Consider the following 11,633-nt stretch of genomic DNA (forward strand, 5'->3'; position numbering starts at 1 on the left):
CTTTGTCGAAGTTAACTCTTAGGTCTTACCGTAAAAACGGTCTTTGTCGGAGTTGCAGGAACGCCGGTCGCTAAAACCAAACCGATATTCGGGAAGATCGTAGGACAACCCACGCTCATCATACCGCTCGTTCCGGACATACACATAGCCGCGCCCGCGCTCGCGGTAAGATCGATTCCTTGCAGAAGAGCTTGCACATCGATCTTAACTTCTTGAGTGGAAGGATTGAATCCTCCGTCCGGAGTCAAAGTGACCGGAATTAAATTCGATCGTATGCACGTGCTCGCCGATCCGGTTCCAGTACAATCTCCCGCGCCGATATGAACCGAGGTTCCTGCGGCTCCGGTTTCGACTGTTTCGAAATCGAGTTTTAAAAATTTATAACCCGCGGTCCAACTCCAAAACATACCAGTAGTATTCATCGGAGCGGTTTGATTGTCCGCGTCCAAGTGGTTTTTGTTTTCGGGAACCCCAACGGTAAACTTGATTCCCTTATACGTTCCCGCAGGAATCGAAGCGCTTACGAGGTTGTTTGTTTCCGGAGTTCCGTCGCATTTACCGGTTTTGTTTTCAAAGTCGAGAAGAGTGATGTTCCCGGAATTAAACTTGCCGTCCTGATTGAGAACAAGCGCGACTTCTTCTCCGCTACTCTTGACGAGTTTTACGTCGTGTACGAAAAGACGAAGGTCGTGTAATTGAAACGTTGTGCTCTCCGCGATATGTGCGTTTGGAATGAATGGAAGGTTTTCAAGAATGCTCGCATGACCTTTGAGTGTGGCCCCACATTCCAGCTTTTGAGTTCCAGCGTAAGCGGAAAACTGAATTCCGGGTGTGCCCGCGAGAGCGATCAAAGCGACGATGTTGTTCATGTCGGAATCGTCCTTTTTTTTATCCCAAGGACAATGAACGGTGAAAAAAGAAAGTGATACGACCAGAGTAAGAACGGATATTTTTTTAAACATGATAATCTCCTAATGTATTGGAACCAAGGTCCGAACGAATTCGAAACAAAATACGAATCGTATGAAAAAACGACTAGTTTTCGCAGTACGAAACAAATCGACGACACCGTGTTCGGACGGATCGAAAAAGTTTTGGAAAAAGGGTTAGGAGAATCGAGGGGGTTTTAAAAGTGAAAGGGAAAAATGGATTCCAGAATCGGAATATTCTAAACTGATAATGTGAATTACGTCGGTTTCGTGGTTTAAAGCGGAAAGTTGAACCGGAGAAAACAAGGCCGAATAAAAAGCGCTGAGTTTAGAAACTTTGTTTTCGGTTTTTTTGCAGGCGCACGCGTGAGTTTCGCCGGATTTTGCGGAATGACAATTCGGAAGCGCGTTGGAAGAGTGAACTTCCTCGCCGGAGCGGGATTTTTTGGAGAAACGTTTGTCTTCTTCATTCGAATGTTTTTGTTTTTTACTTCCGTGGTTGCATTCGCAGATTTTCGCTTTTTCCGCGAGAACACAACCGAAAAGACCGCTCGAAAAAACTAAGGCTTGGAATAGGATGGAAACTGAGAGAAAAGACGAAAGGAAGAATTTCATCCCAGATTGATCTTGAGCTTGGAAAGAACCAGTTGTAGTCCTTCGCTCAGTTTCACTTCCGAAATCTGAATCTGTTCCTTTTTCAATTCGGAAATAAATTTTAGAATACGGTTCAAAACCATGGAAGGAATGGCGACAACCGGCGTAAGATCCAGGATCACGTTGTTGGGACGGATTTCACGGATTTGGGCGAGAATTTCCTCCATTTCTTCGGTTTCGACAGAACAAATATTCTTACGAAACTCGACCCGAAAGGAATTCTTATCGGGATAAATTGTGGATTCTTCCAGTTGTTGCATAAATGAGAACGCCGTTACTACTATTTTAAGACTGAGTATTTCCTGGAAACAAAAAAAACGTTCCTTTGCGGTTGAAGAGTCGACAAACGGTAGTCTTCGTTCCGATTTTATGTTTCGCAAAAACGCTTTTCGAACTTTTGTATCCCTATGGAAAATCGGATTCGAAATCAAATCGAGAATTTCTCCGCGACTCCGCGTTTGCGGTCCGCGGTTTGGATCGTATTTTCCGTTCTTTTGATTCTTCCCTTATTGTCCTTTTATCCTTGGAAATTTAGAATCGGATTCGTTCTTCTTTTTATTCTCTACGCGTGGGTCGACGTCTTATCGCCGTTAGTCGGCACGTTCCTTGTCGTAGCGAGCGGAGTGTTTTTCGGAAATCATCCGGGTGGAAGATTTTTAGAAATTCAAGATTGTCTTTGGATTTTTTGGTGCGTGCGGGGAATCATAGAGAATCGTCTTCACGGAAATTCGATTTTTGACGAGGGTTTTTGGAAACGTCCGATCGGAATTCTTTTGATTTTGTTTTGGTGTTCCGGATTCTTAAGTCTTTTGGCCAATCCCGATTTGATTCTCGATTTGCGATTTTATCAGAAGGGATGGTTTTGGTTTTTGCATTCCACGGAGCTTGAACCGAACTATCCTTGGAAACTTTTGTTTCTGGGAGTTTTGTTTTGTTACGGTTTTATAGCGCGTAAGAATTGGCTCGATGAAAAATATAAAAATTCGGAAGAATTCTCCGCGTTTGTTTATATATTTTCGGGCGGGATCGTTTTCGGTGCGGTAGTATCGATCGGTTTCGGTTGGGCGGAATATTTTTTTCCGTTCGTAAAAAACACATTAAATTCTTATCATACATGGCTGGACGGATACAAACTCGTCGCCTTACCGCATTCCTTGATTCCTTCTTTGGAGAAATATCTACCGAAGGAGGCGATTCAATCCCTGTTTTGGAATCGAAGTTGGTTTGCCATCTATTTGATTTCGAGCCTTCCATTTTTCTGGGAGTTTTTAGGAAACGATCCTAAAAATCATAATTTTAGAATATTCAAAAAAGAATGGATTTGGCTTCCGTTAGCGGTCTCGATTTTGGGAATTACATTTTTTTGGATCGGTGCGCGGGGAGGAGTTTTATCGTTTGCCGCGTTTTGTGTTATCACGCTTTGTGTTTGGTTTTATTTTTCTTTTGTAAAGAACGAAGTTGTGATCCGGGTTTTATCGTTTTCGTTCGCGGGTTTGTTTGTGGTAGGAGCGATTTTATTTCCCTTGTTCGTTGTAGGAACACAAGGAGGCGGGTCGGGAGATCCGGAAAGGCTTTCTCATTTTATCGCGGGACTCAAACTCGCTTCCGAAAAACCGTTGTTAGGCGGCGGATTCGAATCCTTCGGCTGGTACAACGAATGTTGTCTCAATCCTTTGAAACGGGAAAGCGCCTATCATACCACACACAACCAAACGGTTCAGATTTTTTCCGGTCTGGGGTTTCTCGGGCTCGTAGTTTATTCTTTGCTTTGGGGAATTTTGTTGTACGGGCTTTTGCGGTTTCGAAACGAAAAAAAGTCGGTTCTCCATTCTTCCCTGATCGTCGGATCGGTTTCCGCGGTTTTTATATATTCTTTTTTTCAGGAATGGTTTTATCTGAGAGCGGTTTACTTTCAATGGATCGTTTTGTTTTTGATTTTCGGAAATTTTGCGGATCTTAAACTCCGGTTTCCATTCGAAAAATCACTTAAGAATATTCAACTATTGGCAATCGTCTCCTTTGTCCTTTTGCTCGGGTCTTGGATTTTCTTTCCTACAAAAACGTATCTTTCCGGGATTTATTTTCCGCCGGTAAAATCGGAAGGGGGGGCGGAACAACGTCGATCCGAGGCCTGGGTTTTAGCCGGAGAAGGGAAGATGACCTTGGTTTCCAAACCGGATCTTTACGACGTTTGGCCGGATTGGAATTTGGAAAAAGGTTCCTTATCCCTTTTCGTAAGCGGAGGAAAATGGAGGGAATACAAACCCACAAAGTTCGAAGAACCCCGGGAATACCTAACCCTGCAAACGATCGAAGGGGAGAATCTTTTGAAATCGAGTTGTGTTTTGCTGAAAGAGCCGAACTTCTTGCAAACACTGATATTCTGGAAGTTCGAGCCGATCGATCCGGAACCTCGAAAGATCTGTTCCCGGATTCGAATTCAAAAATACTTATAATCTATAACTAGAATATTCTAAAAGTTTTATGAATCCCGTTTCGATTTCAGCGATTATTCCCACTTTCAATCGGGAAGTTAAGGTATTGAGGGCCATTCGAACGGTTCTCGCGCAGACTTTGTCGCCCTTGGAGGTTATCGTCGTGGACGACGGTTCCACGGACGATACGATTTCAAAAATCAAAGAAGAATTTCCGGACGCGACCGCGGGCGGTTTTATTTCCATTCTTCCCTTGGAGCACAAGGGAGTCAGTCACGCGAGAAATCGAGGAGTGGAACAAGCGCGGGGAGAATGGATCGCGTTTTTGGATTCGGACGACGAATGGCTTCCCGAAAAACTGGAACGTCAATGGGATTTTATATGCAAAAATTCGAATGTAAAAATTCTACAGTCGCAGGAAGTCTGGATTCGAAACGGGAAACGGGTGAATCCTCCTTCTTATCTGGCAAAAAAGAGCGATGAAATTTTCGAACAAAGTTTGGAGTTTTGTAGCGTTACTCCTTCTTCCGTGGTTTTAAAAAAAGAACTCTATCAAGAAACGGGCGGAATGGACGAAGAACTTCCGGCTTGTGAAGACTATGATCTGTGGCTGAGGATTACCTCCCGAGTTCCGGTTTCTCTTTTAGAGGAACACTTACTCATTCGTTACGGCGGACATGAGGATCAACTTTCCTTCCAACATCCGGTGATGGACCGTTTTCGAATTTACTCCATTCTAAAATTATTAAATTCTCATTTACCAAACGAGACACAAAGAAGCCTGGCTCAGAAAATTCTGTTTATAAAATGGAATGTTTTAAGGCAGGGAAAAGTCAAAAGACATTCTTGGAACGAAGAATTGGATTCTCTTTTCGATGCAACTCTGCGGGAAGGACTTCATTCTTCATTTGGAATGCGTATCAAAGAGTTTCTGTTGAACCCGGAAGTTTGGACAAGGTTTTGATCGTTTGATAGGTTTTTTGATCCTTTCCGGATTTGTCGTTTCTTTTTTAAAACGCTTCTGAAAGTTATTTCCAATCTTGACCGTTTCGTTTATAATCGACGGTTCAAAAACTTTCGGAGCTACAAATGGCGAATCCTATTCAAGAACTCACCAAGAAGTTCAAAAATAGAACGATGGACCCGCTTTCCTACGAGATTCTAAAAAGCGAGATCGTTCGAACAAAAATTCTTTTTATCTTTTTTTCGGTCGCGTCTTCGATCATGGTCGTTTTTTTCACTTTCTTTCGCGATTTTATCGACCAAGAAACCGGAGGACGTTTTCCATACTGGGCCATTTTAACTATCAACATAGCGACCGCGCTTTATGAACTCGCCGTTAACCGAGTTTTCACACGGTTTCTAAAAAAAAGAAAGGTGGTGTTCCCGATTGCGAGATTCGGAAACGCGCTCGCCGAAGTTTCTTCCGTCGCTCTTTTGATCTACTTGAGCGCTCAGGGTTTCGAATCTCCTTTGATCGCATTGTATTCTCCGGCCGTTCTTACGTTTTTTGCGTTCATCATTCTTTCGGTGCTTCGACTCGAATTTTGGTTGAGTGCGTTTACCGGATTGGTCGCGGGAATCGAAGTGATTCTATTAGCTCTTTATTATATTCCAAAAAACCCGATTCCGATGCCGATCCACTTTTTCAATTCCGTGGCTCCGTTTTTTTCGAAGGCGTTGCTTCTCTTTTTCGGGGGTGTGGCCGCGGGTCTTGTGGGGCTTCAGCTTCGTAAATCCTTGATCTCCGCGATGGAAGCGGTTCAGGAAAAAAACAAGGTGGTCGGTATGTTCGGTCAATACGTTTCGCCTGACGTGGTGGATCGTCTTCTCGAACAAAAGAACGAAAGTTTTTCGGAATTCAAACACGTATGTGTGATGTTCTTGGATATCCGTAACTTCACTCGATTCTCCGAAAAAAGATCTCCCGGAGAAGTCATCGATTATCTAAACTACATCTTTTCTCATTTGATCGATATCGTGAACATGCACAACGGTATGATCAATAAGTTTCTCGGAGACGGTTTTATGGCGGTCTTCGGTGCTCCGATTTCGGACGGCGGAAACGACGTGAAAAACGCGGTGATGGCTTCCTTGGAATTGTTGAAGAAAGTGGAGTTTCTCAATCAGGAAGGAAAAATTCCGGAAACCCAGATCGGTATCGGTTTACATTCCGGTGAAGCAATGACGGGTAACGTAGGTTCCGAGGCGAGAAAGGAATATACGATCATCGGAGACGTGGTCAACCTCGCTTCCAGAGTGGAATCCTTAAACAAGGAATTCGGAACCAAACTTTTGGTGACTCAAGCGGTTTACGACGATATCAAGGCCAACGTTCCGGGAAGACATTTATCTTCCATCCAAGTCAAGGGAAGAGAACAACCCGTAGACATCTACGAGTTGGGCAAGGTATAAGTTTAGATTCAGTTCATCCAGAACTCGAGGAATTCTTTTTGATGTTTGACCGGATTCCATTCTATGATTTGGTATTCGGCGACTCCGTTCGTATAAAACGGATCCTGATGACAGAAGTCTTCGAGTTCTTTGCGGGAGCCGGCTCTCGCGATTAGAATTCCTCCGGTTCTTGGTTCCTGAGGTCCGGACGCGAGTAGAATTTTTCGTTCGAATCCTTTGGACAAATGTTCCCTGTGTATGACCACATACTGATCCACCGTTTCGATCGGTGTGAGATAACGAAGAACTACGATAAACTGTTTCATGTTATTACCAGAATTTTCTAAGCTCTTGAAATTTGCAAACTTGTCGTAGTTCCGACGATCTACCGTGAAATTTTTCGGGCCCCACCCTTGTATGGGCGGAGGTGGTGAGGAGGCGGGAAAATTTGTGCCGAATCCTCTAATATCAGAAAAATCTCCGGTTTACAATCGTAAAACATGGATCTTGTCGGGACATTTTGTAAATTTTCAAGTTTAAGTTATCTTATAAGACTGCGAAACTTCCTCCTACGTCTTTAAATTCTTACGACGGGGAAGAATTCTTACGCTTTTTCAAAACGAATTCTACGATCTTTCGGACCAGAAAAATAGAAGCCGCAATTTCCAGAAGGGGAATCCAAACGACTGAAATTTCGGATTTCAAAACGGCGACTCCGCGATCGGTTAAAAAGTTTTTAATTCCGATGGGCGAAACTCGGATCGGTCTTTGTTCGAAAAAAAATCTTTCGGAAGAATAGGGGATGAGGAATCCCACTCCGAGTCCGCCGTTCGTCATCGCGTCCAAAACTCCGTGCGATAGGATCGAAATGAATAAAAACAGGATCATGATTTCCATTCTCGCTTTGAACCAACGAATCAGTACGCAGGCCAATACGCTCAAAGAGAATGCGAACAAAACGGAATGACTGAATCCTCGATGGCCCAAGTCGCTTTCGTATGGAATTCCGAATTTAAACGCGATTACGTCCGCGTCGGGAAGAATCGAAAAGACGATTCCTAAAAGAACCAATCGAATTGGAACGAATTTATTTCCGAACGCGATCGCAAACGAGATCGGAACCGCCGTATGAGTCATGATCGTGGGCATAGATTTATCCTTAGGTAATTTATAAACGGCTTTATTCCAAAGACATGATACACGTTTTAAAAATTCTCCGGAAAGAGGGTATACTCGTAACAAGTATTTGATGAAAGTTCTTTCCGTATTTCTTTTTTTGAAAAATGTCTTTGAAAATTAAATCCGATACCAATAGTGTCGAAAATTGGAAAATTAATGGACATTCGTTGTTTCGAAAATTCTTCCCTTTCTAAAAATCTTAAGACCCGTTTTGACTTTTCCATTTGACCGGAAAGTGAGTCTGCAAAACTGTACGTATAAAACCCGATGCGATCGTATTTCGGAAGGGAGAGTTAAAGATGAGCGATAACCTGAAAAAAAGAAGTTCCATGACAACCGATGGAGACAACCGAGCTCCGAATCGTGCGATGCTCCGCGCCGTGGGTTTTACGGACGAAGACTTTCGCAAACCGATGATCGGAATCGCTTCCACTTGGAGCGAAATTACTCCCTGCAATATTCATATCAATCGACTCGCTGAAAAAGTAAAAGAAGGAGTTCGTACCGCCGGAGGAATGCCTCAGATTTACGGAACGATCACCGTATCCGACGGTATCATGATGGGACACGAAGGAATGCACTTTTCTCTTCCTTCCAGAGAAGTGATCGCGGATTCGATCGAGATCGTTTCCAACGCGATGAGACACGACGGTGTAATCGCGATCGGCGGTTGTGATAAAAACATGCCGGGTTGTTTGATGGCACTTTGTAGAATCGACGTTCCTTCCATCTTCGTTTACGGTGGAACGATTCTTCCGGGCAATTGCGACGGACACGACGTCGACATCGTTTCCGTTTTCGAAGCGGTTGGGCAGATGAACGCGGGAAAAATTTCCAGAGAACAATTCGTAAGAGTGGAACAAAGTGCGATTCCGGGTGCCGGAAGTTGCGGTGGAATGTATACCGCGAACACGATGTCTTCCGCGATCGAAGCGTTGGGTATGAGTTTGCCGGGTTCCGCTTCCATGCCGGCGGTAAGTTCCAGAAAATCGGACGATTGTTTCGAGGCCGGAAAGGCTTTGATCGAACTCATCAAGAAGAACATCACACCGAAACAGATTCTTACCAAAAAAGCGTTTGAAAACGCGATCACCGTCGTTCTCGTGTTAGGCGGTTCAACCAACGCGGTTCTTCACCTGATCGCGATCGCAAAAGAGATCGGAGTGGATCTGACTCTGGAAGACTTCGATCGTATCAGTAAAAAAACTCCCCACCTTGCGGACTTAAAGCCGGGTGGTAAATACGCGATGACCGATCTCGACAAAGTGGGCGGCGTTCACGGAGTGATGAAGTATCTTTTAAAAGAAGGAATGCTCCACGGTGATTGTTTGACCGTTACCGGTAAAACGATTGCGGAAAACCTAAGGGACATGCCGGACCTTGTTCCGAATCAGACGATCGTTCGTAAAAGATCCGAGGCTCTTCATCCTTCCGGTCCTCTCGTGATCTTAAAAGGAAACCTCGCACCCGACGGAGCGGTCGCAAAAATTTCGGGTCTGAAAAAAATTTCCATCACCGGTCCCGCGAAAGTGTTCGAGTCCGAAGACGATTGTTTTAATGCGATCATGTCCGATCAGATCAAAGCGGGGGATGTGATCATCATCCGTTACGAAGGACCGAAAGGCGGTCCGGGAATGAGAGAGATGCTCGCGGTTACTTCCGCTCTTGTGGGTAAGGGACTCGGTGAAGACGTGGGTCTTATGACCGACGGAAGATTCAGCGGCGGGACTCACGGTCTTGTAGTCGGTCATATTTCGCCGGAAGCTTTCGACGGAGGTCCGATCGCGATCGTTCAAAACGGAGACACCGTTACGATCGATTCGACCAAAAATCTTCTTCAAGTGGAAATCTCTCAGGAAGAAATCGATAAACGTTTGAAGGCTTGGAAACCGATCGAGCCGAGATACAAATCCGGAGTTCTTGCCAAATACGTAAAACTGGTTCAATCGGCGACTAACGGAGCGATTACGAATCTACTTTGAAAACGATCTATCTTGCAGGACCGGAAGTTTTCTTACCGGACGCTTTTGCGGTTTTGCAAGATAGAAAATCTCTTTGCGCTTCTTTCGGCTTTAACGCCTTTTCTCCTTTCGATTCCGACATCCCCTCCGGCCTTGAAAAAGATACGGATCTTGCACGGAAGATTTTCTTCGGCAACCTGGAACTGATCCGAAAATCCGATATCGTATTAGCGAATTGTAATCCGTTTCGAGGTCCTCTTGTGGACGACGGAACCTCTTTTGAAATTGGAGCCGCTTTTTCTTCCGGTAAAAGAATCTACGGTTACGCGGGTTCGATTCTTCCTCTTCCCGAGATCGTTAAAAAGAAGATTCCCGTGTTTCCACATCCATCCGGTTATGAGATCGACGGCGAGGGCTTTTTGTTAAACGAAGACTTCGGCAACTGTCTCAACCTGATGTTGGAATATTCGATCGAAAAATCGGGCGGACTTCTTGTGGAAGGCGGGTTTGAGGATTGTTTAAAACGAATCGCCGAAAGGGAGAATGGCGGTTGAGTCTTTGGCTTAAAGTTGCCTACTTCGGCAACGGAAGTTTAGAAATATAAAATCCTGGAATGCGATCCCAGCTTCCTTGTCTTTTGGTTACTAACCCAAAAGCGAATATATAAAGAAAGCCTTTATCGAATCTAAGATAGATTTCGTTAAAATGATTTCGATTGCCTTCGCAGAGATATGTTCTTTCGAATTTATTGCATCCTTTCAAGGAAACACTCTTATCTAAATCCTTTAAGAATAAATATGAGGAATTCTCCAGAGTGATTTCGCCTTTTTCAATCTGAGAAATTAAGGCCTTTGAATCGGCGATTTCTTGCTCCGTTTCGGATTCCATCCGAAACGCGTCTAATTTTAAGCTGTCATCTTCCTTTTCGAGAAAAGCGACCGACCATGTGCGTCCATATTCCCAGGTTTGTTTAAAATTAATATGAGCGGAAAATATTCGGCCTAAAGTAAAGGTTCTTTTTATTTTTAAAGGTAATTCTCCCGCGGCGTTTTGAAATTCGTTCAAGACATTGCAAAGATCCTGGCGCTGGGGTATGCAGGCTTTAGGAGTAACAACCGTCTTTAATAGATCATCAATTTCTTTTTCCCTATTGTTTAAACTTTCCGATTCTGCAAAAATGCTTAGAGATAAGATAATGAATAAAGATAAAAATTTAAGCATAACGGTTAATCCACGAAATATTCGAATAAGATTTAGTATTCAACTTAAGAATGCAGATTTTTTCGAGTTTGCTACCCCAATTTTGCAGATCTGGAGTTTATGCGACAGTCATCGATTTTGCGTTTATACTACGTTTGTAAATTCGCCCCACTCAACTTTTCAGCCACACTAAGAAACATTCCTGACATCTCCCGTTTCCAAAATCGCAAGCGTCCTTTTCGAAAGCAGATACCGATAATCCTTCAATAAAGACGGAATATACCGATTCTTGCATAAACCCGCGTCGTAAACCTGTCGATTGTTGGCGGAACGTTTGAGAAGTTCCTTGATCTGCGATTTCTTCATTTGATCCATATAAGGAAGAATCATCTGAAAATTCTTTTCCGCTTGTCTGAACGAACGAGACTTGCCGATGAGATCCACGATCATATTCGTTCCCACTGAAAAATTACAGCGGATGATTCCCGGAATCAGATCGTTGATGGAAAGTGTTTCTTCCTTGATCTTTGCGGATTGAGTTTTACCCACGAACCCTTTCGGAACGGTTCCGTCCAAGGAAAGAAAGACGAGCGTCATTTCGCGAAACGCGGCTATGCCCGCTTCCTGTTCGCACCAAGGAGAAGCTTCGTATTCTCTGCTTAAAAGCGCCACGAAAAGATCCGATTTTCTCAATTCGTTTAAGATTACGGTCTGCCATTCGGAGGAGACTTGTATGTCTTCGTGCGCGAGGAACGACTCGATTCCGAATCGATCGAGTATATTCTGAATTTTACCTGCGATATATTTGTCTACGGTGGAGTAACTGATAAAGGCTTTCATTTTGCGACACTCTAACGAACATGATAACCGTGTTAGCCGAC

The 11,633-nt window shown here is 43.9% G+C and carries 12 protein-coding genes; 5 read left to right on the forward strand and 7 right to left on the reverse strand.

Features of this window, described 5'->3' with window-relative positions; all coding sequences use genetic code 11:
* Positions 1 to 11: 11 nt before the first annotated feature.
* The 3 genes from CH367_RS18365 to CH367_RS18375 form a co-directional block, all read right to left on the reverse strand.
* On the reverse strand, positions 12 to 962 hold the full coding sequence (locus tag CH367_RS18365) for an MbnP family copper-binding protein (RefSeq protein ID WP_100763949.1): 951 nt from the start codon (positions 960 to 962) through the stop codon (positions 12 to 14).
* A gap of 144 nt (positions 963 to 1,106) precedes the next feature.
* Positions 1,107 to 1,544 carry an LIC_11090 family protein gene (locus CH367_RS18370; protein ID WP_100763950.1) on the reverse strand — a complete coding sequence of 146 codons (438 nt, stop codon included), beginning with the start codon at positions 1,542 to 1,544 and terminating at the stop codon, positions 1,107 to 1,109.
* Positions 1,541 to 1,843, reverse strand: a complete 303-nt coding sequence (locus tag CH367_RS18375) for an STAS domain-containing protein (protein ID WP_100764042.1) — start codon at positions 1,841 to 1,843, stop codon at positions 1,541 to 1,543. Before CH367_RS18375 ends, CH367_RS18370 begins: the two co-directional genes overlap by 4 nt.
* Positions 1,844 to 1,990: 147 nt before the next feature.
* On the opposite strand from CH367_RS18375, the gene CH367_RS18380 reads away from it, so the two are divergent.
* The 3 genes from CH367_RS18380 to CH367_RS18390 all read left to right on the forward strand — a co-directional run bounded on the left by CH367_RS18380 (position 1,991) and on the right by CH367_RS18390 (position 6,433).
* Entirely contained in the window at positions 1,991 to 4,039 is a 2,049-nt protein-coding gene (locus CH367_RS18380) for an O-antigen ligase family protein (protein WP_100763951.1), read from the forward strand.
* 28 nt (positions 4,040 to 4,067) lie between these two features.
* Positions 4,068 to 4,982 carry a glycosyltransferase family 2 protein gene (locus CH367_RS18385; RefSeq protein WP_100763952.1) on the forward strand — a complete coding sequence of 305 codons (915 nt, stop codon included), beginning with the start codon at positions 4,068 to 4,070 and terminating at the stop codon, positions 4,980 to 4,982.
* Between the two features lie 125 nt (positions 4,983 to 5,107).
* Positions 5,108 to 6,433, forward strand: coding sequence for an adenylate/guanylate cyclase domain-containing protein (locus tag CH367_RS18390; protein WP_100763953.1), 1,326 nt, complete (start codon positions 5,108 to 5,110; stop codon positions 6,431 to 6,433).
* Between the two features lie 8 nt (positions 6,434 to 6,441).
* Here the strand turns inward: CH367_RS18390 and CH367_RS18395 are convergent, their stop codons facing one another.
* Positions 6,442 to 6,738: a YciI family protein gene (locus CH367_RS18395; RefSeq protein WP_100763954.1), complete on the reverse strand. Its 297-nt coding sequence runs from the start codon at positions 6,736 to 6,738 to the stop codon at positions 6,442 to 6,444.
* 259 nt (positions 6,739 to 6,997) lie between these two features.
* Positions 6,998 to 7,561: a metal-dependent hydrolase gene (locus tag CH367_RS18400; RefSeq protein WP_165783332.1), complete on the reverse strand. Its 564-nt coding sequence runs from the start codon at positions 7,559 to 7,561 to the stop codon at positions 6,998 to 7,000.
* 329 nt (positions 7,562 to 7,890) lie between these two features.
* Here CH367_RS18400 and ilvD point away from each other — a divergent pair, with 329 nt between their 5' ends.
* Positions 7,891 to 9,573 (forward strand): dihydroxy-acid dehydratase, encoded by a 1,683-nt coding sequence (gene ilvD, locus CH367_RS18405; RefSeq protein WP_100763955.1) that lies wholly within the window; start codon positions 7,891 to 7,893, stop codon positions 9,571 to 9,573.
* A complete protein-coding gene (locus CH367_RS18410) occupies positions 9,570 to 10,106 on the forward strand; it encodes a nucleoside 2-deoxyribosyltransferase (protein WP_100763956.1) in 537 nt (178 codons plus the stop codon). Before ilvD ends, CH367_RS18410 begins: the two co-directional genes overlap by 4 nt.
* Before the next feature lie 19 nt (positions 10,107 to 10,125).
* Here the strand turns inward: CH367_RS18410 and CH367_RS18415 are convergent, their stop codons facing one another.
* Both CH367_RS18415 and CH367_RS18420 read right to left on the reverse strand, forming a co-directional pair.
* Positions 10,126 to 10,773, reverse strand: coding sequence for a hypothetical protein (locus tag CH367_RS18415; RefSeq protein ID WP_125226144.1), 648 nt, complete (start codon positions 10,771 to 10,773; stop codon positions 10,126 to 10,128).
* Between the two features lie 168 nt (positions 10,774 to 10,941).
* Positions 10,942 to 11,592, reverse strand: a complete 651-nt coding sequence (locus tag CH367_RS18420; protein WP_100763958.1) for a toll/interleukin-1 receptor domain-containing protein — start codon at positions 11,590 to 11,592, stop codon at positions 10,942 to 10,944.
* Positions 11,593 to 11,633: the final 41 nt, after the last annotated feature.

The sequence above is a fragment of the Leptospira barantonii genome (genome assembly GCF_002811925.1).
GTDB classification, from domain to species: domain Bacteria; phylum Spirochaetota; class Leptospiria; order Leptospirales; family Leptospiraceae; genus Leptospira; species Leptospira barantonii.

Excerpts from the sequence above, each read along its gene's own strand:
- CH367_RS18365 (WP_100763949.1), bottom strand. The coding sequence starts at position 962 with ATGTTTAAAAAAATATCCGTTCTTACTCTGGTCGTATCACTTTCTTTT.
- CH367_RS18370 (WP_100763950.1), bottom strand. The coding sequence starts at position 1,544 with ATGAAATTCTTCCTTTCGTCTTTTCTCTCAGTTTCCATCCTATTCCAA.
- CH367_RS18375 (WP_100764042.1), bottom strand. The coding sequence starts at position 1,843 with ATGCAACAACTGGAAGAATCCACAATTTATCCCGATAAGAATTCCTTT.
- CH367_RS18380 (WP_100763951.1), top strand. The coding sequence starts at position 1,991 with ATGGAAAATCGGATTCGAAATCAAATCGAGAATTTCTCCGCGACTCCG.
- CH367_RS18385 (WP_100763952.1), top strand. The coding sequence starts at position 4,068 with ATGAATCCCGTTTCGATTTCAGCGATTATTCCCACTTTCAATCGGGAA.
- CH367_RS18390 (WP_100763953.1), top strand. The coding sequence starts at position 5,108 with ATGGCGAATCCTATTCAAGAACTCACCAAGAAGTTCAAAAATAGAACG.
- CH367_RS18395 (WP_100763954.1), bottom strand. The coding sequence starts at position 6,738 with ATGAAACAGTTTATCGTAGTTCTTCGTTATCTCACACCGATCGAAACG.
- CH367_RS18400 (WP_165783332.1), bottom strand. The coding sequence starts at position 7,561 with ATGCCCACGATCATGACTCATACGGCGGTTCCGATCTCGTTTGCGATC.
- ilvD (WP_100763955.1), top strand. The coding sequence starts at position 7,891 with ATGAGCGATAACCTGAAAAAAAGAAGTTCCATGACAACCGATGGAGAC.
- CH367_RS18415 (WP_125226144.1), bottom strand. The coding sequence starts at position 10,773 with ATGCTTAAATTTTTATCTTTATTCATTATCTTATCTCTAAGCATTTTT.
- CH367_RS18420 (WP_100763958.1), bottom strand. The coding sequence starts at position 11,592 with ATGAAAGCCTTTATCAGTTACTCCACCGTAGACAAATATATCGCAGGT.